Annotated in this window: 13 protein-coding genes and 1 pseudogene; 1 reads left to right on the top strand and 13 read right to left on the bottom strand. The window is 53.6% G+C overall.

From position 1 onward, the window contains the following. Positions 1 to 125: 125 nt before the first annotated feature. From ACZ5EH_RS02275 to ACZ5EH_RS02215, 13 genes and pseudogenes are all read right to left on the bottom strand, one after another. The gene (locus tag ACZ5EH_RS02275; RefSeq protein WP_464276523.1) at positions 126 to 3,395 is read right to left on the bottom strand and encodes a PAS domain S-box protein; all 3,270 of its coding nucleotides are present in this window, start codon (positions 3,393 to 3,395) and stop codon (positions 126 to 128) included. Positions 3,396 to 3,805: 410 nt separating this feature from the next. After that, a complete protein-coding gene (locus tag ACZ5EH_RS02270; RefSeq protein ID WP_464276522.1) occupies positions 3,806 to 4,942 on the bottom strand; it encodes an ATP-binding protein in 1,137 nt (378 codons plus the stop codon). A gap of 196 nt (positions 4,943 to 5,138) precedes the next feature. After that, on the bottom strand, positions 5,139 to 5,975 hold the full coding sequence (locus tag ACZ5EH_RS02265; protein ID WP_464276521.1) for a transposase: 837 nt from the start codon (positions 5,973 to 5,975) through the stop codon (positions 5,139 to 5,141). 157 nt (positions 5,976 to 6,132) lie between these two features. Then, positions 6,133 to 6,561: a winged helix-turn-helix domain-containing protein gene (locus ACZ5EH_RS02260; RefSeq protein ID WP_464276520.1), complete on the bottom strand. Its 429-nt coding sequence runs from the start codon at positions 6,559 to 6,561 to the stop codon at positions 6,133 to 6,135. 153 nt (positions 6,562 to 6,714) lie between these two features. Beyond that, positions 6,715 to 7,482 carry a formate dehydrogenase accessory sulfurtransferase FdhD gene (gene fdhD / locus ACZ5EH_RS02255; protein ID WP_464276519.1) on the bottom strand — a complete coding sequence of 256 codons (768 nt, stop codon included), beginning with the start codon at positions 7,480 to 7,482 and terminating at the stop codon, positions 6,715 to 6,717. After that, on the bottom strand, positions 7,479 to 8,438 hold the full coding sequence (locus tag ACZ5EH_RS02250) for a formate dehydrogenase accessory protein FdhE (protein WP_464276518.1): 960 nt from the start codon (positions 8,436 to 8,438) through the stop codon (positions 7,479 to 7,481). The genes fdhD and ACZ5EH_RS02250 overlap by 4 nt, the downstream gene beginning before the upstream one ends. Before the next feature lie 94 nt (positions 8,439 to 8,532). Beyond that, on the bottom strand, positions 8,533 to 9,276 hold the full coding sequence (locus tag ACZ5EH_RS02245; protein ID WP_464276517.1) for a 4Fe-4S dicluster domain-containing protein: 744 nt from the start codon (positions 9,274 to 9,276) through the stop codon (positions 8,533 to 8,535). Positions 9,277 to 9,328: 52 nt separating this feature from the next. Then, the gene (gene fdnG / locus ACZ5EH_RS02240) at positions 9,329 to 12,373 is read right to left on the bottom strand and encodes a formate dehydrogenase-N subunit alpha (RefSeq protein ID WP_464276516.1); all 3,045 of its coding nucleotides are present in this window, start codon (positions 12,371 to 12,373) and stop codon (positions 9,329 to 9,331) included. Positions 12,374 to 12,943: 570 nt separating this feature from the next. After that, complete coding sequence (gene eutC, locus ACZ5EH_RS02235) at positions 12,944 to 13,729, bottom strand: ethanolamine ammonia-lyase subunit EutC (RefSeq protein ID WP_464276515.1); 786 nt, start codon at positions 13,727 to 13,729, stop codon at positions 12,944 to 12,946. 23 nt (positions 13,730 to 13,752) lie between these two features. Beyond that, a pseudogene (locus ACZ5EH_RS02230) lies at positions 13,753 to 15,108 on the bottom strand (ethanolamine ammonia-lyase subunit EutB). 124 nt (positions 15,109 to 15,232) lie between these two features. Then, positions 15,233 to 16,558: a TRAP transporter large permease gene (locus ACZ5EH_RS02225; protein WP_464276514.1), complete on the bottom strand. Its 1,326-nt coding sequence runs from the start codon at positions 16,556 to 16,558 to the stop codon at positions 15,233 to 15,235. Beyond that, positions 16,555 to 17,091 carry a TRAP transporter small permease subunit gene (locus ACZ5EH_RS02220; RefSeq protein WP_464276513.1) on the bottom strand — a complete coding sequence of 179 codons (537 nt, stop codon included), beginning with the start codon at positions 17,089 to 17,091 and terminating at the stop codon, positions 16,555 to 16,557. The genes ACZ5EH_RS02225 and ACZ5EH_RS02220 overlap by 4 nt, the downstream gene beginning before the upstream one ends. A 228-nt stretch (positions 17,092 to 17,319) precedes the next feature. Then, entirely contained in the window at positions 17,320 to 18,378 is a 1,059-nt protein-coding gene (locus ACZ5EH_RS02215) for a TRAP transporter substrate-binding protein (RefSeq protein ID WP_464276512.1), read from the bottom strand. 724 nt (positions 18,379 to 19,102) lie between these two features. Between ACZ5EH_RS02215 and ACZ5EH_RS02210 the strand changes: the two genes are divergently transcribed. After that, the gene (locus ACZ5EH_RS02210; protein ID WP_464276511.1) at positions 19,103 to 20,131 is read left to right on the top strand and encodes a molybdopterin-binding protein; all 1,029 of its coding nucleotides are present in this window, start codon (positions 19,103 to 19,105) and stop codon (positions 20,129 to 20,131) included. Positions 20,132 to 20,183: the final 52 nt, after the last annotated feature.

Here is a 20,183-nt window from a genome sequence, read left to right as displayed (position 1 = left end):
GGTGGAAAAAAACCTTTGCAGATGAACAAATTTGTATTTGAGTTTTCCTAATTCAAAATCAGGAAAATATGAAGCAAAGATTTTGTTCTGCTCGGGTTAATGAGCATCATGCACAGAAGAAATTCCTATTTGGAGCATAATTTCTCTATCGTATCAATGAGTTTTTCAATTTCAATTGGCTTAGCTATGTAGCCGGTCATGCCGGCAGCAAGAAATTTCTCCTCGTCCCCCATCATGGCGTAGGCAGTTACAGCAATAATGGGAATGTTGGCCACATTGTCTCCTGCTTCTCCCGCTCTTATGCATTTTGTGGCCTCAATGCCATCCATAACGGGCATTTGAACATCCATAAGCACGACGTCGTAATCGTCGGTACGCAATGCGTCGATGCTTTGTTGACCGTCTTTCACTGCGTGGACGTTGTACCCGTATTTTTGCAATAAGCCCATGGTGGAGACGCGGTTGAGTTCGTCATCCTCGGCAAAGAGAATTTTCAGAACTCCATGACGTCCCGTAAGGGGGGGAGAAGAGATGGTCGGCAAAGGGGCTGGCTGCAGCACACGAAAAGGAAGACAAAAATGGATGGAAGTGCCTTCTCCTACGGTACTTTCAAGGGAGAGTGTGCCCCCCATCAGTTCCACCAGGCGTTTTGAAATGGAAAGACCGAGGCCGGCGCCCTGAACGTCACGTGTGTAGCCGACAGCGGCTTGGACAAAAGGCTCAAAAAGTTTTTTCTGCATTTCTTCAGGTATGCCGATTCCTGTGTCTGTAACAGAAAAGAGAATGCGGCAAGCATCGTGTTCATTCACAGACAGGGCTTGCGCAGCCACGGTTATTTGCCCCGATTTTGTGAACTTGATCGCATTGCCCACCAGATTGTTCAGCACCTGCTGCAATCTGACCTGGTCTCCCATTACCCTTTGCGGCAAGCCTGGATCATCCTTGAATACGAGTTGTAAATTCGCCTGGCCGGCCGCCGTGTGAAACAATGCAAATACGTTCTCTACGGCTTCTCTGACATCAAATGGTTCCATTTCTATAGTTATCCGATTGGCTTCGATGCGCGACAAGTCCAGAATATCGGTAAGAAGGCGTGTAAGTCGTCTGGCTGAATTTGCCGCTGCCATGACATATTCGTCTTGTTGTTTGGATATTTTTGAAGTGCGCAATAGTTGTAGCATGCCTAGTATGCCATTGATAGGGGTGCGGATTTCATGGCTCATGTTAGCAAGGAATTCTGTTTTTGCAGAGCTGGCGGCTTCAGCATTTTCTTTTGCAAGCATCAAATCTGCTTGCATTTGCTTGCGCTTGGTAATGTCACGGACAATGGCGAGAACAACGTTCTCCTCTTGAATGGCGATACCGCTCAGACTGACTTCTACGTCAAACAGAGTACCGTCTTTGCGCCGATGTTGACCTTCAACATAGATGCGCGTTTTGCTGAGGTCTGGAAAGAAATTCGTAATGTCTTCTTTGGTCATATCGGCAACATAATCCCACGTGTGCATGCCTAAAATCTCTTCTGGTGAGGTATAGCCAAGCATTTTGGCAAATTGCTTGTTTGATTCAATGATCCTGTGTTCCTGGCTAATTATCAAAATGCCGTCACTGCTGTTGTCCATCAGCATTTTACGGCGGTTTGTCTCTTGTTCCAGTTCCTGTTGCGCTATTTTGCGTGCCGTAATGTCTGTTGTGAAACCGTCAATGAGAAACGGCTCCAGTCCCTGGCTGTTACGGGTACGGGCATTCATGGAAAGCCAAATGTGCTTGCCGCTTACATGTCTGGCCTCGTATTCAAAATTCTCCACATAGCCATCCTTTTGCAACAGGCGCAAACACTCTTTACGGCGTTCAGCGTCAACATAGAGGGTTGAGGGCATGTCAATGTAGTGGCGTATGGCTTCTTCTGGTGAGTCCACTCCTAGTATCTTGGCCATTTCCGGGTTGATATGGTGGACCTTGCCTGAAGAGTCTGTTTGGAAAATTCCCACTGGAGCGCGCTCGAAAATCTCGCGATATTTAGATTCTTTCTTTTTGAGTTCTTCTTCAAATTCCTTGCGTTCGGAAATGTCTCTGCTCACACCGACTATGCCTGCAAAATTACCATTTTCGTCAGCCACGGAGGTGGCAATGTACTCTGCCCATATATTTTTGCCGCTTTTGTGACGGAACTGTACTTCTGACATGACGCTGCCAGGGTCAGGGCTCTGACGCAGCATCTCTAGATGGGCAATGAATTTATCGTACTGCGCCTGGGTGATGAACTCCGACTGGGGGATTGCGGCAATTTCTTCCGGCGTATATCCCAAGAGGAGCTCAATCGAGGGCGAAAGATAATTGAAGTTTAGTGATGCATCCAAGGCCCAGATAGTGTCACGCATGTTATCGGTGAGCAGTTGGTAGCGTTCCTGGCTTTTTCGCAGGTCTTCTTCCGTACGTTTGTTTTCCGTAATATCATGGAACAGGCCGAGCACCAGGCGTCTGCCCCCTAGGGGAAAAACGCATGACTGGACGTGGGCGAGTCGTGTTTCACCATCGATTCGTTCGACTTTGACGTCATGTGCGCGCCGTAAGCTGGTGCTGGCTCTTTTAAAACTTTTCGTCTTGCCATTTTTTTCGAGCAATTGTGTAGGGTGCATCTCTCGCTGGTGGTGGCCAAGGATTGCATCTCTTGCACGACCAAAAAATGTTTCCGCAGCCTCGTTGCAATCAACAATGATGCCTGTGTCTGCATCCGCAACAAGGACAGGATCGACAACCGCCCCGTATAAAGCCCGAAAACGTTCTTCACTTTCACGCATGTCCTGGTCGAGCTTGGTGCGGCGTATGCGGCGGATCATGAACAGGCCCAAAAGCATGGTGGCGCCGGGGTAAATGAGCAGTAAGGGGAGCGCATACTCCTTGAACACGTCGAAACCCAGGCCCAGGGGCAACGTAAACATCAGCAAAAGCGATGTTGCATGAACGGCGAATCCGAAAAGGAGCAGTTCTTTCCAGCTGGTGGCGGTCAGTTCGTTGTGGCGGATGGTGCGCCAGAGTATGCCGATTGCAGACGCCATCACCAGAATTGCGACAACGGTCCAGGCGCTCATGCTCCCCAGATACAGACGGTATAAAATGGTTATGGCAGCGCCCACCAGGGTGGGAACTACCCCCGTGAGGAGCCCGGCTATGGACAGGAGTATCGAATTGGCGTCAAAGATCAGCCCCGGGCGCATGGCCCAGGAGAGGGAGAGAAGGCAAACCCCTGCTGCACCAAGGAATACCCCCGCTACAAACCGACCAGGGAGTGAAGTCGCACTACACCACTTTTCGATAAACGTGTCTGCAAGCAGTGCTACGGCAAGCAGCAGCGATGCATTTTGCACAAGAATGATGGCGGGCATACTACCCATGCATTTTTGCAGCCTTTAAGATGATGGTTACTTTGTATGTTTATTCAAAATAAAGTGTTTATTTAATGGTAATTGAATATATCTTTTGAGGCAATAGGATTATTTTTTACGTTCTGATAATAGCAAAGTGCAATATATTGTATAATTACCTTTGCACCGGGCTCTTTCAGGGAAAAGGTGTATATATCTATATGACTACACGAATTGCATCTTTAATGCGATTCGGACAGGGGTAACGCGGAAGACGCCATGCCAGGTGGCCTCTCCAAGTACTGCGGAAAAAATCTATTGGGGGGATTACGTTTTTTGATGCAAAAAACAATGGTTACCCACTTTTCGGGGGGGGGGAAGCCCTAAGGGATGTTCGTGCCGTCACCGCAACGAATCGGCAACATAGCGGGTATGGCGGTCTATTCTTGTAACGCTTCAGGCAGAAGCAGGGTGAATTGTGTTTTTTCGTCCTTGCTAACAAAGGAGACACTGCCCTGAAGGTAATTTTCGGTAAACAGCTTGATGACATAGGTGCCAAGCCCCCTGTCGTTCCCCTTGCTCGAAACATAGCGTTTAAAAAGCTGGAGCCTGATGCGTTTGGGGATTGTGCCGTCATTGGTGACGGTTATCGCCACCCCTTCGGGCTCTTTGGTGCAAGCAAGATGCACCGGATCGGCTCTGCCAGCCTTCTGGCGGGCAACCTCACGAGCTTCAAGGGCGTTTATCAGCAGATTGCGAAGCGTATGCCGCAATAGTCTCGGATCGGTCAGTATTTCAACGCCAGTTGCAGCAACATCGATATTGTCTCTGACCGATGGATTGTTTCGGAACATTTCATCGACTACAGAGCGAAGGAATTCACCAAGATGAACAATACTTGGCTTGACTGAAAGCCGCCCAGTTTCGGCCGCTGTCACATCGCGATGGTAGACAACGTCGCGCAGCATTTCCATTGCGCTGGCTTCCAGCATCTCAGCCATGTCGGCATCTGAATTGCCTTTGGTAATCATGTTGCCCAGCGTGGCTATGCCACCGGCTTCATTGATAAGTCTGTGGAAAAAGGTGCGCTCCAGATATTTGAGGCGCTTTTCATGGCTGATGTCCAGCGCTGTGAACAGGGTAAAGGTGTAGCCGTCAAATACAACGGGGTTGGTAAAAACTTGCAGATCAAGAGGGCTTTCACCGTTTGGGTGCCTGCGGAGCATGTGGCATTCCTGACAGTCCGCGTTGCCACGCAGGCTGCTGACAATGGCAAGTGCTGCGCCGCATTCCTCGCAAAATTCCGAACAACCGCATCCTCCATCTTCAATACAGGCATGGACGCAGTTCAGGGCCTCTCCAGGGCGCAACCCCATGATCTCTTCAGGAACAATTCGCTCTGACAGTTTCTTGAAAGCTTCATTGCAAAAAATGATCTGCCGGAATTGGTTGACGACAATGATGCTGATGGGGATGGCGTCCATCCATGGAGTGAGGAATTCAGCCCGCAGACGCTTGGAAAGGTTGAGGATGGTATCCTTGTCCATGCGGTCTTCTGGTAAAAACTTGGTAGCCATACTCTTATCCCCCTTAGGTCACTATGCGTAGAGCGTATCACGGACTTAGAACAGCATAAAGGTATGTTTTTTTGATGCGTCTTATGCATAGTCTGCGTTTTAAAGGTGTTCAAACACTTGCGTATAGAGAGAATCCTGTGGATTGATACTGTAAAACAGGGAACTCCCCCATATCTGCCGGGGTATGTGGAGGTGGCTAGAGGCCTTGTGGCACAAAACCGCACAATGCGCCGGCAAGGATGGGGATAAGACTGTCGTTGCGATTGTTATAGCGCATTTCCCACTCCTTCAGATAGAGGGGGAAGCTTGTCGGTTGGATGCCCCGGACCCTGGATAGTCTTTTCTTCGCAAAGGCCCAGAACTCACTGCCGTCAGCAGGCAGGCGCGGGGCATTGTGCTGTATGAATTGTGTGGGCCAAAGATCGGGACTGCAACTGACGAGCATGGAATATTGTTGGTAGGGCGCTGTGTAGACGACTTGGCCAAGGCTTGCTGTCTCCAGGCAGAAATTCAGCTTGAAGTGCAAAAGGCTTTCAATGGTCAGGTCAGGCAAAAGGTCACAAATGATATAGCCGCCCAGGTCCATGACGCCGAATACGGGGGGATCGTGAGCGTCCGGGCTGGTCTTTTTGCGCCCTGGCCCGGGCCAGATGCCGTATTCGTAGTATCTGTTTGCGTCCAAGGCCTGAGCAAGCACCGCACGCCGTAGCAAATCTCTGGCCTTGAGCACGGTGGCGTAGGACACGGTCATTTGCTTGGCGATTTCATCACTGGGCACATCAAGCTCATATAATTTCATGAACCAGAGCCATTGCTGGAATGTGAAAGCGCACCCTTTGATGAATCGTTGGCTGAAATCGTGGAAGGTGTAATGGCAACGGGCGCACCGCCTGAGTTTGTCAGCTACCCGGTAGAGCTTTCGCTCCCTGCAGCGGGGGCAGAAGCGCTGGTGGTTTTTCCAGCAAAAACCCAAAAGGTATTTGCGCGCTGATTTCTCAGTGGATGCTATTTGATTAAAGGTGATTACGTCCATACGGCATGTTTCGATCATGTCAAAAAAGACATAATAAAATTATTTTAAAAAATACAGCATTTTTATATGGCTAATAGAAAAAGGTGATACGACAAGGGGAAAATAGGAAAAAACGCCCCCGATGTTCAAAACCGGGGGCGTAATATTGAGGAATTTTCTATTTTACACAGACAAGGCGTGGAGGAATGCTGTCGAGATTCTGTATTTCGTTCTCGTTGTTTTCAAAGTTCTTAAAGCTGTCGACGCCCCACGGAAAAATATTTTGCGCATGTTCAAGAGCATCACGTTCCACAGCCTCGAACCATTTGCTGAACATGTCACGGACCATGCGCCCTTGTTCAGTAAGGCGGTACCCCTTGCGCTTGGAGCCATTGGTTTCCACAAGCTTGACACCCATGGCGTTTTCTGTGGCTTTCAGTTTGCCCCATGCCGCCCTGTAGGACATGCCGAGTGCTTTGGCCGCTTCTTTCAGGGAGCCGTGCTGTTCAATGAGATCCAAAAGCAGCACCCTGCCAGTGCCGAAAAAGACCTCTTCGCTTTCTTCAAGCCAGAGTTTCATACGTATAGTGGGGTGGTGCTTGTCCATTATCCTTTCCTCCATGCGGTAAACAGCTTGTTAGGCTATGGTCCTTGAGTATTCAGGACCTGATCGACATGTCACTGTCTAGTAGGAAAGGGTGAGACGGGCAAACGCGTCGCAAGGGACTCTGCAACGCTTTTGCACAATGGCTGGTAGGGCTCAGGAGGCGCTGCTCTGGGGGATGGCCTCTTGTTGTTCCTTGGTAGGGCGGGTTACGCGTTCCTTGCAGGTGTAGACGTTCATACGCCCCTGTCGGACGCGTCCGATGAGGGTGATGCCGTGTTGTTCGGCAGTCTCTACGGCCAGACCTGTGGCCACAGAAATGCCGCAAAGATAGCTGACGCCAGCCGCTGCGGCCTTATTGACCAGGTCGCAGGACAGGCGTGAGGACATGGTTATGGCTATGGCCTGGTCCAGGGTGTTCTGCTGCAGGGCAATGCCAATGACCTTGTCCAAGGCGTTATGCCGGCCGATGTCTTCGGCCATGGCAAGCTGCCGCCCGCCGGCTGTGTATATTGCGGAACAGTGGGTGGCGCCAGTGCGGCGAAACACATCCTGGGCGGACTCCATGGCCTTCATGAAGCCGAAAATCTCCGTCGTGGTCAGGAAAGGCACCTCGCCAGGTCGTAACGTGGCGTTTTTTAGGGATACAGCGTTCTCCGCAAGCGTCACTTCCGCCTGCAGACCTCCTTTTGAAAAGGAGCTGAATGTGAGAGCGGCAACCGACGCCGCACTCTTGATAAGCCCCTCACTGTGCAGGTACCCCAGGACAAGCTGCTCGTCGTGCCCTGGGGTGCACATGGTGCGCCCGACTTCCTGACCGTTGATGCAAATACTCAGGCATTGCTCCTCGGCCAGGGTATCTTCCACGTACTCTGCTACATCCGTGTACTGACGCAGAATCAGGCGCTTGCTTGTCCGGCTCATGAATCCCCCTCCTCTTTGGGGAAGGTGTTCCAGGGCGCAGGAGCAAGGGGCGCATACCCTTTTTCCGCAGCAATGATGTCCAAATGCATCAACCCCAGGGGGGCAGCCAGCATGTCCGGATCGTCCGCGTATTCACGCAGATCAATGCATGGGAAATAAGAGTGGCACTTGGTGCAGAGCTCTACGCGCTCCTGGCGCGCCTTATGAGCGTGCAACATTTCGCGCGTTCCGGGGTCGGCGTTTTCACAGGCGGGGCAGGCGTCGCGACGATACCGCCACTCGTTGCCGCACTGTGAGCAGTGGAGGTACTTCTGCCCCCCACCACCAACCAGGGAATCGAGGTCGGTGGGTTCCTGCCTGGCCAGATACGCGATTGAAGGGAAGGACCCGCAAACAGGGCAGAAACCCTGTTTCCATGCATATTCCACTTTGATTTCGCCCACGCGTTGGGCCAAGGCGGCAAGGGGCGCCCCTGCTATTTGCTGCAGCACGAAATGCAGGGTCGCAAACTCCACGTCTGCTTCGTTGGAAATTTTCTCCAGGGAGGCATTATCCCTGCTCAGCAACAGTTCACAGGACGCTGTCAGAGAAAAACGCTCCTCGCGGATGGCGTCGGCGCATTTTTTCAGGCTTTCGTTTTCGGGTAGGGCCTCTTCAAGCACCTGCAAAATTTCTTTTGCTGCGTCCTGCAACCATGAATCCAGGAAATCAAGGGAGACCGAAGAAAGAATGGGCACGCCATTGTTGCCTGGATCCAGGCGGGAAGTATCAAGGCTGCTGGTGTCCAGAGGTTCCTTGGCAAAGCGCTCTTCGAGTTCGGCCCGTTTTTCCAGAATGGGTTGGAACACGCGAAGAATACCTTCATGAGAAGGGCGCTGCAGGCAGTAGCGGTCAAGGGTGGCGCTGACAGTGTGGTTTTTTTGCTGGTTTGTCGCGTCGGTCTGCAGTTGCGGCATGTTCCTTGGACTCCTTGTATTTTATGTTCGCGGGGAGCATCGGACGGGTGTCCGACACTCCCCGCACCCTCTAATCGATGGACAGAGACAACATTTAACCGTTCGTCAGTACTCTACGGAATGGCTTGGCCAGTCCAGCAAGGAACTGCTTGCGCCCTATTCCGGAGGGGGTGGCTTGCGCCACGCTGTATTCGTGGTAGTTGGCCGGCTCGTCAGTGAGCAGGAAGATGACGCTCACGTCCTGGGCATCGGCGAGCATGGCCTTGGGGAAGGTCTTTTTCGCGATTTCCAGGCGTTTTTCAGCCAGGGCGAGCATGTCTTCACGTTCACCGAAGTTCATGGTGCCGGTGGGGCAAACCTTGACGCATGCCGGAAGCATGCCGGCCTGTACACGGTCGATGCACATGGTGCATTTCGACATAAGGCCGGTGGCTTCGTCGCGACGAGGAATGTCGTAAGGGCACGAATCCTTCACCATTTGGAAGTCGTCGGGAGAGAGTTCCTTGGACTTTTCGGTGAAGAGTACTGCGCCCGTGGCCTCGTCATGGATGATGGCGCCTTCGACAACCAGGTCAGCCGTGTCTTTGCATGGGGGTACAACGCAGTGGCGGCACTGATCCGGGAAGAAGTTCCAGCGCACCACGCCCTCGTCATCCATGAGATCCTTGAACCGGACCAGTTTATAGTTGTTGGGGTTCAGATCTTGCGGATTCTGATGATTTCCCCAGCCATACTGCAGGGTCTTGTTCGGCTCCAGCTCATGCCATTCTTTGCATGCAAGCTGGCAGCCGCGGCAAGCCGTGCAGCGGGATGTGTCTATCAAGAACGCCTTAGGCATAGCATACTCCTTGCTATGTCCGCAGGGGGCTTACGCCGCCCTTTGGGACATGTCAGGTTGCAAGCTCGGTCAGCTTGTCCGCCTTGCGGATGTTCACACAGCAGGCCTTGAACTCCGGAATGGTGGTGTTGGGGTCACCCACCGAAGGCGTAAGCCTGTTGGTGGAGTCTCCACTACCCGGGGTAGTCCACCCGAAGCAGAAGGGCATGCCGATTTCGTGCACAGTGCGGCCGTGCACCTGCAGGGGGCGTATACGGACCGTGACCATGGCGATGGCCTCGACCTTGCCGCGTATGCTTTCCACAATGACACCGTCGCCGTTCTTGATGCCTTTTTCCTTGGCCAGCTCGGGGCTCATTTCCACGTACAACTGCGGTTCGGCCTCGAGCAGGTTGGGCACGTTGCGGGTTTCACCGCCACCGCACCAGTGCTCGGTCACGTTGTAGGTCGTCAACACGATGGGGAAGTTCGGATCGGCCGGCTTGGCCAGCTTGTCCATATCGCTGTTGACGGACTTGTAAACCGGGCTGCTAAGCTGCTTGGAGAACGGGTTGGAGTCCACAGGGGTCTCCACCGGTTCGTAGTGTTCGGGGAAGGGGCCGTCTTGCCTTCCAGGACCGAATGCCTGGCCCATGCCATGCACGGTCATGATGAAGGGGTATTTGCCCTTGCCGGTGGAGAGTGGCGGCCAGCCGCCGTCGGGCACGTCGCCCACCCACTTCTCGCCGGTCCATTCGATGACGGGCATTTCCTTGTTCAAAGGCTTGCCGTCCAGGTCCACCGAGGCGCGGTTGTACAGAATGCGGCGGTTGACAGGCCAGCACCAGCTCCAGTTCGGAAACAGACCGATTTTCTTTTGCATCTCGGTCTGCGAAGGATCACGGTACTTGGATTTGTTGCCGCCGTCTTCCGTGTAGCTGCCTGCGTAGAGCCAGTTCAGGCTCATGGTGGAACCGTCATCCTGCAAGGCCGTGAAGGAGGGAACAAGGGTGCCCTTCTTGTAGGTCTTGTCCTTGATGGTGACGTCCTTGGTAAAGTAGCCGTTGATCAGCTTGGTGATATCCTCGGCAACGTACTTTTCAGGCCAGTTCAGATTGACCACTGCCTCGGGCAGTATGCCACCGTCCTTTTTGTACATGCCTTTGAGGATGTTCATGATGGACACGAACATTTCACCAAAGGTCTTGGCTTCGCCAGCGGGTTCCACGGCCTTGTAGTGCCAGAGCAGCCAGCGGCCGGAGTTGGTGACGGTTCCTTCCTTTTCCACACGGTGGGCGGAAGGCAGCAGGAAGACTTCAGTCTTCACGTTCTTCGGGTCAACACCAGGGCGATGCCAGTTGTCCGTGGTTTCGGAGTGGTGCAACTCGGAAGTGACCAGCCAGTCCAGGTTGTCCAGGGCTTTGCGGATCTTGTTCGAGTTGGGCACGCTCTGCATCGGGTTCAGGCCGATGATGAAACCGCCCTTGATCTTGCCGTGGTACATGCGATCGAAAAGCGGCATGTAGGAGTAGTCCTCGCCTTTTTCGATCTTTGGCAGCCAGTCGTAACCAAAGCCGTTTTCAGGCTTGGCTGCATCGCCGTACCAGGCCTTGAGCAGACTCACAAAGTACTTGGGCTTGTTCTGCCACCAGTTGGCGCTTTGCGGGTCTTTGGTCACCGGGGTGTTGGCCTTGTTGTAGTCCTCGAGGGTCTGCCACCCGTCGTGCGGCATGGCCATGTAGCCAGGCACGATGTGGTAGAGCAGGGTGTGGTCCGTGGACCCCTGCACGTTGGGCTCACCACGCAATGCGTTGATGCCGCCACCGGCAATGCCGATGTTACCCAGCAGGAACTGGATGATGGCGGCGGAGCGGATGTTCTGCACACCCACGGTATGCTGGGTCCAGCCCAGGGCATACATCACGGTACCGGCCTTGGAACCGTTGCCTGTCTTGCTGTAGGCTTCGTACACGCGCAGCAGGTTCTCTTTGGAGACACCTGTGACGGTGGAAACGGTATCCAGGTTGTAGCGGGAGTAGTGCTTCTTCATCAGCTGGAAGACGCAGCGTGGGTCTTTTAGGGACTTGTCGCGTTTGGGCACGCCGTTTTCGTCCAGCGCATAAGCCCATTTGGACTTGTCATAAGAGCGCGTCTTGGGATTGTACCCGCTGAACACGCCATCAACGAAGTCAAAGTCCGGCCCCACGATAAAGGAAGCGTTGGTGTATTCCTTGACGTAGAAGTCGAAGAACTTCTCTTGTTCCAGAATGTAGTTGATCATGCCGCCAAGGAAGGCGATGTCCGTGCCGGAACGCAGGGGGACATGGAAGTCAGAGCGCGCAGAAGTACGCGAGAACTTCGGGTCCACGTGCATAACCACGGCGCCCTTGTTGTACTTGGCCTCGAGAACCCACTTGAAGGAAATGGGGTGGTGTTCGGCAGCATTGCTGCCCATTATAAGGATGGCGTCGGCATTTTTAATGTCGACCCAGTGATTCGTCATCGCACCGCGTCCGAACGACTCTCCCAGAGCCGCAACAGTAGCGCTGTGTCAGATACGGGCCTGGTGGTCCATGTGCACTACACCAAGGCTACGCATAGCCTGGTGCGCGAGGGCGCACTCCTCATTATCGGCGTGGGAAGTGCCCAACAGGAACATCCCATCCAGACGGTTAACGGTGTTGCCCTTCTCGTTTTTGATCAGAAGGTTTTCATCACGGGTTTTTTTGACGCGTTTGGCGATTTCCTGCAGCGACCACTCCCAGGACTTCTCTTCCCACTTGTCGGAGTTGGGAGCCCTGTACAGGGGTTTCTCCAGGCGATGCTCGTTGCGTGTCATGGAGAGCATGGCTGCTCCCTTTGCACACAAAGAGCCCTGGTTGATGGGGTAGTCCGGGTCACCCTCGGTGCCCACCAGCTTGCCATCCTTCACGTATGCGACGATGTGGCAGCTGACAGAGCAGAAAGGGCAGACCGTGAGGACTTCCTTGGCCCCCTCGATCTTCAACCCGGCCGCGTAAGCGTTCACCGGGGAGAGATCGAGGCCAAGCTGCGTCAGGCTCAGGCCAACGACTCCTGCACCTGTGAGCTTGAGAAAATCTCTGCGGTTACAATCCATAATCCTGCATCCTCCATTGGCTGGTGCTTCCGCTGCGAGCGCGCTTCACAGCAGTCGCAGTGTACCGGTTACATCGAGAATCCTGATCCTGCCATTCTCGATTATCTTGAAACCATTTATGCCAAGACGGAAACCTTCGGTCAAGAAAAATTCAATTATTTTAACATGTTAAAAATAGCATTTCAAGATTTTTACAGGCGCGGCCAATTCATTTGCATGACAATTCAACAGGTTTGCAGAACGCTGCTCGCGAAATCCTACCTCCCCAAAAAAATGGGATGCCCAGCAAAGGATTTTCTGTTGGCTGCCATCCAAGGATGGTAGAGCGCAGATGCCAAGAGAAAAGGCCGCCTGTTGACTTCGTGGCTTGAGTTACCCTCTGGAATCAAAGAGCTTTTCTTCTATCTATGTCAAAAATGGCATAGTTGCGCATTTGCGTCAATTCACCCTGCAAAACAGTTGAATTGTTTTGCACAAAGGGAGAGCGCTAACGTGCCCCCCGGAAACAATAAATTGCCGTTTCCGGGGGGCACGAAAGAATCCAGAAAAACCAGAAAAGGGGGATGACAGCTATTTTTCGGTGAGTATGCCGAGTTGGCTGAAAGGCAGGTAGTTGGCGGGCATCTTGTCCTTGAGTTGCACGCCGGAGGTCTTGATAAGAAACGCGTTCTCCACCAGGTAGGCCAGTTTGAGCGCTGCCTCTGTGGTGCTGTACCCACCGTGACGGACGTTGGAGATGCAGTTGCGGGATTCGTCCGTGGTTCCCGGTCGAGGGGCGTATGTCATGTAGATGCCCATGGAGTTGGGTGAACTCAGGCCGGGGCGTTCGCCTATCAGAATGATGGAAAGCTTGGCGTCCAGTGTTTTGGTTATTTCATCCGCTATGGCCACGCGACCGTTTTCCACTATGCTCAAAGGGGCAGGACGTAAGCCCGTGGGCGTGAGCAGCTTGAGAAACTCCTGAGCAAAAGGCACCGCGTTTTCATGGATGGCACGTGAAGACAGGCCGTCGCTGATGACCATGCACACGTCGTAGCCAGTTGGCTGCTTTGCAAGAAGATCACGGGAGGCGTCGCTGAGGATGCGCCCCTTGTCGGGACGGGTGAGATATTCCATGCGATCCGCCACGCTGCTTGCCAGTCGCAAGGTGGAATAGCCGGCAACTTCCAACTCCTTTTGCACCGTGTCAGCATTAAAAGGACTCCAGACAGCGTCGCGGGCTTTGGCGTGAGCGAGCTTGAAGGAAAGGCTTTCGTGCAGTGGCAGGCTGGAGCCGCAACGCCCTAGAGAGATTCTGGCGTCGGTAAACGCCTTGAGTTCGTACCAGGCGTCAGGGGTGAAGGGTTTTTTGTCCATGGCAAAAATCCTTTGACCGCAGATTAAAGAGTATCCGGCAATGCCAGCAATTTGCTGCCGGCGCCTATGGGCAACAACTCACCTTTTTTGTCCAGAATTCCCAGGTTCTCCAGCCAGGCGGCAAACTCTGGCGCAGGTGTGAGCCCGAGCAGCTTGCGCAGATACGCCGCGTCGTGAAAAGAGGTGGACTGGTAGTTGAGCATGATGTCGTCTGCGCCCGGCACGCCCATGATGTAGGTGCACCCCGCCGCGCCAAGCAATGTGAGCAGTGCGTCCATGTCATCCTGATCCGCTTCGGCGTGGTTGGTGTAGCAGATGTCCACGCCCATAGGCAGCCCGAGAAGCTTGCCGCAGCAATGGTCTTCCAGTCCCGCCCGCGTAATTTGCTTGCCATTGAACAGGTATTCCGGCCCGATGAAGCCGACCACCGTGTTGACGAGCAGGGGCTTGTACTTTCTGGCTACTGCATAGGCGCGGACTTCCAGGGTTTGCTGATCCACGCCGTGGTGGGCGTTGGCCGAAAGCGCACTGCCCTGACCGGTCTCGAAATACATGACATTTTCGCCAACAGTCCCACGTTTTTGCGAAAGAGTGGCCTCGTAGGCCTCTTGAAGCATGGCCAGGTGGATGCCAAAGCTCGAATTGGCTTTTTGCGTGCCAGCGATGGACTGGAAGCAGAGATCCACAGGCACGCCGCTCTCTATGGCTTCCATGGCAGTGGTCACATGCGTCAGCACGCAAGACTGCGTCGGTATTTCGTAACGCTGGATGATGGAGTCCAGCATTCAGAGGAGGCGCGAGATATTGTCTAGGTTGTCGGTGGCAGGGTTGATGCCGATTACCGCGTCGCCGCACCCGTAGCACAGACCGTCCAGAGTGGAGGCGGCAATGCCCTTCATATCATCTATAGGGTGGTTGGGCTGCAGGCGTACGGAAAAATGGCCCGGCAGGCCGATGGTGTTGCGGAACCGCGTAACCACGGAACATTTGGAAGCGACAAGCACCAGGTCCTGCAGGCGCATGAGCTTGGAGACCGCGGCAGCCATTTCCGGAGTTATGCCGGGGGTAAGCGCTGTAAGCGCCTCTGTGGAGGCGTCATCGGTCAACAGCCAGTCCCGGAATTCACCCACGCTGAAATGCTTGATCGGGGCAAAGGCTTCCTGGTCATGCTCGTCGATGATCAACCGCGTGACCTCGTCTTCCTCATAAGGGATGACAGTTTCGTTCAGAAATCTTGTGAGGGGCGTTTCGGCCAGTTCCATCTGGGCCTGAATACGCTCTTCCTCGCTTTCCGCTGCGATTCCGGCCAAAACATCGCCGGAGCGCAAGGGAGTGGCCTTTGCAAGTAGTTCACGAAGAGGGGTATTGCGCGATGCCATGCTGTTCGCTCGATCTGGACCTGTAATGGAAATCAAAGGGCGTTTGCGAGTTCATAAGTGAGCGCCCGGAGCGGAGCAGACCGCTCCGGACACTCGTTTGCACAGTAGTTTTCAGAAGCTGAGATCAGTTTCCATAATATGCGTTCGGCAGAAACATCGCAATCTCAGGAAACATCATTATTAAGATCAACCCTATGGTCATGAGTATTACAAAGGGGATGATTGACGCGTAGATGTCTACGAGCGTTATCTCCTTTGGCGCCATGGCCTTCATCAGAAACAGGTTGTATCCAAAGGGCGGCGTCATATAGGCGATCTGACAGGTAACAGTGTACAGCACGCCGTACCACACCGGGTTGAAGCCCAGGTGGATGATCAGCGGGATGTACAGGGGCGCTACGATGACCAGCATTGCCGTATCGTCCAGGAACATGCCCATGACGATGTAGGACACCTGCATCATTATCAAAACACCCCAGGGGCTGAGCCCCCAGTCTTCGATGAACAGCTTCTCGATTGCGTGCACGGCGCCCAGGCCATCGAAAACAGCGCCGTAGCAAAGCGCCGCCAGAATGATCCACATGAACATGCAGCTGACTGAAAGGGTCTTGTGCAGGGAGTCGTCCAACACCTTGCGCGAGAGACGCCCTTTCACCAGGGCGGCCAGGGTTGCCGCAGCAGCGCCCACGGCAGAACTTTCCACCAGGCTGGTGACGCCCATCATGAACAGACCAGTAACGGTGAAGATGATGACCAGGGGCAATATGCCGGCGCGCAAAAGTCGGATCTTTTCTTCCATGGTTATCTCTGCGCGTTCTTCGGCAGGAAGAGAAGGCCCGAGATCTTTCTGGAAATGGCAGCGGATGACAATGTACCCGGCGAAGAGCACCGCCAACAGCAGGCCGGGAAACACACCGGCCAGCCAGAGCTGGCTCACGGGCTGCCTGGCGATCATGCCGTAGAGCACGAGTACGATGCTGGGGGGCACCATGATGCCCAGGGAACTGCCCGCCTGGATGACGCCCGTGACCATACGTTTGTCATACCCGCGCTTGAGCATCTCAGGCAGGGCTATGCTTGTGCCGATGGCCATGCCGGCAACGCTCAGGCCGTTCATGGCGGAAATGGCCACCATCAGCACGACGGTGCCCAGCGCAAGCCCGCCATTCAGTGGCCCCATCCATACATGGAACATCTTGTAGAGGTCGTTGGCTATGCCGGAGTCGGAGAGGATGTACCCCATGAAGATGAACAAGGGCAGCGTCAGCAAGGGGAACCAGTTCAACAACTGGATGCTGGCGTTGAACGGCATCTCCACGCCACCTTCGCCCCAGAGAAACATGGACGCGGCAGCGCCGACAAAGCCGACAATGGCGAAGACCCGCTGCCCTGAAAGCAACAGGAGCAGCAAGCTTGAAAACATTAACAAGGCGATCATTTCATGGCTCATGGCAGGTAATCCCCAAAGATTTTTTTCGTGTCGAGGCCCCTGGCAGTGGCGATGTCTTTAATCAGACGGGCGGTGCACTGCAGCAGCATCAGCAAAATGCCGATGACCATGATGATTTTGATTGGCGACATGGGCGGCGCCCAGGCCGAGTAGTTGGTCTGATTGTATTGCAGGGAGTACGCGGTGCTGGAGATGCCGCCGTACAGCAATACAGCCAGGTAAAAGAGCAGGAAGAAGGCGGTTATCACGTCCATGATGGCGCGGGTTCTGGGGCTCCATCTACTATAGAGCACGTCCATGCGTACGTGCCCCCGAAGGATGACGGAGTAGCCGCCGCCAAGGATATAGAACGCGGCCATGGTGAACTGAGCCATTTCCACGGCCCAGATGACGGGCGAGTTCAAGATGGTTCTCGACAACGATGCGTACAGCAGGATGAGCATCATCACAAAGACGAGATACATGGCGAACTTGCCGACAAGCCGGTTCACAGCTTCTACGTATTTTACGTATGTTATTAGTGCTTTTGGCAAAATCCACCTCGTGGGCAGAGTTGTCCTGACGGCATGATGGCCGTGAGGCGTCGATAAAAAAATAACCGCTCCCTTGCTTGTCGAAAAAGAGGCCAGGATGCCGTCATTTCCGCTGGGACAAGGGAGCGACTGGCTTGCCGTTGGAGGCCATTCCCGGCCGGTCACAGCACCGGGAATGGCATGAAGCATCAAACGACATGCGCATGGCACAGCCATGCGGTGCGGTTTCTAGGAAGAATAACGGTAGGGCTTGCCTGCCTTCTTCATCATTTCGTTGTACTCTTTCAGTATTTTTACGACCTTGGCGCAACGGGGGCTGGTTTCGGCAACCTCGTCCCAGTACTTGTGGGCTTCTTCTTCAACCTTGTCCCACTCGCTTTCAGGAATAGAGGTCAGTTCCAGCTTGCCGCCGGTAACGCGGTAGTAGGCCTCACCCCACCAGTACCAGTACAGGCGGTAGTAGTTGGAGCTGTCCATGGTGACCTGGAACAGGGCTTTGAGGTGCTCGGGAACTTCTTCCCAGCGGTCGGAGTTGGCAAAGTAGGAACCGATCCAGCCACCGCTGATGTTGTTGGTAAGGTAGTACTTGGTAACGTCGGCCCAACCCACGGTGTAGTCTTCGGTGATGCCGGACCAGGCAATGCCGTCCAGTTCGCCCGTTTGCAGGGCGACTTCCACGTCTTCCCAGGGCAGGGTTACGGGCACTACGCCAAAGCGGGACATGAACTTGCCGCCAGTGGGGAAGGAGAAAACGCGCTTGCCTTTCAGGTCTTCCAGGGAGCGGATGGGCTCCTTGGTGGCGAAGTTGCAGGGATCCCAGGCGCCAGCGCCAAGCCAGGTCACGCCTTCCACTTCACTATAGGCTTCTTCCCAGATTTCCTTCAGTCCGTACTTGTGGAACAGGGTGGGGATGTCCAGGGAATAGCGGGTGGCAAAGGGAAAGTAGGCAGCGAAAATGGAAACATCCACGGGTGCTGCGATGGAATCGTCATCGCTCTGCACGGCGTCGATGGTGCCGCGCTGTACGGCGCGGAACAGTTCAGGAGTAGGTACCAACTGGTCGGCATTGTAGAGTTCAATGACCATATCGCCGGCGGCAATTTTGTTAAACGCTTCAATTTGCGGCTTGATGACATGCTCGGCAAGGGCAGGGCCAGCGTAGGTCTGCAAACGCCACTTGATGGGCGTTTTTTTGGAAGCGTGTACGAAAGGCGCGTTGACGATGCCGGTTGCCACTGCTGCGGTTGCGCCGACACCAGCCTTCTTCAGAAAATTTCTGCGTTTCATCGAGAGAGCTCCTGTAACTGATTATGTATTGTGTAACTAACAGTAAACCTTGCCGAATTTAATCTGTCCTCAAAGTTGCGCCGTGCGGTCTTGACCCATTGCACTGTGCGCTTCGTGGGCATTGGCTGTGGGCGTGCACCCGGCTAAACAGATTCGCTTTTTAGGCAATGTTTGTGCCCTCTATAAATAAATTGTGAAAAGACAGAGCGTTGTGGAAATTATCTGGATTCAAAGAGCGATAATCTGTAGAGAAAAATTAACAACTGTAACTTTATTGTAAAATTTTAGCAATAAAAAATTACGATTTTGTAATACATGGTAATCACTTACACTCCTTATTATTTATTCTGAATGCTGCGACCACGTTGCATTGGTATTGCAAATGGGACGAAGCCGCGCTCCCGCCACATTTCTTCTGTCGAAAAAATCAGTTCAAAAAATAGATTGTAGTGCCTGTTGCAGTATGAAACGTACCTTGAATTTATACTGAATAAGTATGAATATGGCGTTTTATACTGTAAAAGTGGCTGTGCTGTTAGCACTACAAGCACGTGTGGATGTATTTGTCGTGCTGTTTTATGTTTCGTATGGTGAAATTGACTGTAAATTTTGGGGCAGTAATGCAACAGTAGCGCGTATTCTTGACTTGTCACGAATAGGGGAGCATAAAAGAACAACAGAAGATATTATGTTAAGTTTAACATAGATTGGTGTGGAGTGTTTAATGGTAAAAGTTATTCCAGTAGAAGAGTCTGTCGGCACAGTTTTGTGTCACGATATCACGCGAATTGTTCCCGGAAAAACCAAAGGTCGCGCTTTCAGCAAAGGGCATGTGGTGCGGGAAGAAGATGTTCCCGTACTGCTCGAGCTTGGCAAGGAGCATTTGTACGTATTGCCGCTTTTGGATGGGCAGATTCACGAAAATGAAGCTGCAGAACGCATTGCCAGGGCGGTTGCCGGTCCGGGCATAGCATTTAGCGAAATTTGCGAAGGCCGCATGAATTTGCTGGCCGCGCGCAGAGGGCTTTTGTGCGTCAATGTGGAGGCGCTTTTTCAGATCAACAGTGAAGAAAATGTTGTTGTCGCAACAGCGCACACGCATCAGCGGATTCCTGAAGGTCGGCCCGTGGCGGGGGCGCGCATCGTGCCACTGCTCATCGAGGAAGACCGTATCCAACGGGTGGAAGCCATTTGCGCAGCGGCAGGGCCTGTTGTCCAGGTCAAGGAATTCAAGCCCATGCAGGTGGGGCTGGTTACCACTGGCAGTGAAATCTACCACGGCAGGATCAAGGACGCCTTTGGTCCGGTCATCCGCCGCAAGCTGGCGAGCTACGGCAGCACTGTCATGCACCAGGCTTTCGTCTCCGACGACAAGGAAACCACCGTGGCGGCAATTTTCGATTGTATCGAACGCGGTGCGGAAATGGTGCTGTGCACGGGGGGCATGAGTGTGGACCCGGACGATCAGACGCCTTCGAGCATTATGGCGACGGGGGCGGAGGTCATCACCTACGGTTCACCGACTTTCCCGGGCGCCATGTTCATGCTGGCGAACCTGAACGGTGTGCCCATCATGGGCTTGCCAGGGTGCGTCATGTACCACAAAGCCAGTATTTTCGAGCTGGTACTGCCTCGTGTACTGGCAGGCGAAACCGTCACCAGAAAAGACATTGTCGCCATGGGGCATGGCGGTTTTTGTAATGGCTGCGATGTTTGCCACTTTCCTATCTGCCCTTTTGGCAAGGGCGTTTGAGGCTTAACGCTGCGCGGCCATGGCTGGCGCGTGGTGGAAGTTACATAGAACC

It is taken from the genome of Desulfovibrio biadhensis (assembly GCF_055388615.1).
This window is presented reverse-complemented; position numbering and strand designations above follow the sequence as displayed.

Excerpts from the sequence above, each read along its gene's own strand:
- eutC (WP_464276515.1), bottom strand. The coding sequence starts at position 13,729 with ATGGACAAAAAACCCTTCACCCCTGACGCCTGGTACGAACTCAAGGCG.
- ACZ5EH_RS02270 (WP_464276522.1), bottom strand. The coding sequence starts at position 4,942 with ATGGCTACCAAGTTTTTACCAGAAGACCGCATGGACAAGGATACCATC.
- ACZ5EH_RS02215 (WP_464276512.1), bottom strand. The coding sequence starts at position 18,378 with ATGAAACGCAGAAATTTTCTGAAGAAGGCTGGTGTCGGCGCAACCGCA.
- ACZ5EH_RS02265 (WP_464276521.1), bottom strand. The coding sequence starts at position 5,975 with ATGGACGTAATCACCTTTAATCAAATAGCATCCACTGAGAAATCAGCG.
- ACZ5EH_RS02275 (WP_464276523.1), bottom strand. The coding sequence starts at position 3,395 with ATGGGTAGTATGCCCGCCATCATTCTTGTGCAAAATGCATCGCTGCTG.
- ACZ5EH_RS02260 (WP_464276520.1), bottom strand. The coding sequence starts at position 6,561 with ATGGACAAGCACCACCCCACTATACGTATGAAACTCTGGCTTGAAGAA.
- fdhD (WP_464276519.1), bottom strand. The coding sequence starts at position 7,482 with ATGAGCCGGACAAGCAAGCGCCTGATTCTGCGTCAGTACACGGATGTA.
- ACZ5EH_RS02210 (WP_464276511.1), top strand. The coding sequence starts at position 19,103 with ATGGTAAAAGTTATTCCAGTAGAAGAGTCTGTCGGCACAGTTTTGTGT.
- ACZ5EH_RS02225 (WP_464276514.1), bottom strand. The coding sequence starts at position 16,558 with ATGAGCCATGAAATGATCGCCTTGTTAATGTTTTCAAGCTTGCTGCTC.
- ACZ5EH_RS02245 (WP_464276517.1), bottom strand. The coding sequence starts at position 9,276 with ATGCCTAAGGCGTTCTTGATAGACACATCCCGCTGCACGGCTTGCCGC.
- ACZ5EH_RS02250 (WP_464276518.1), bottom strand. The coding sequence starts at position 8,438 with ATGCCGCAACTGCAGACCGACGCGACAAACCAGCAAAAAAACCACACT.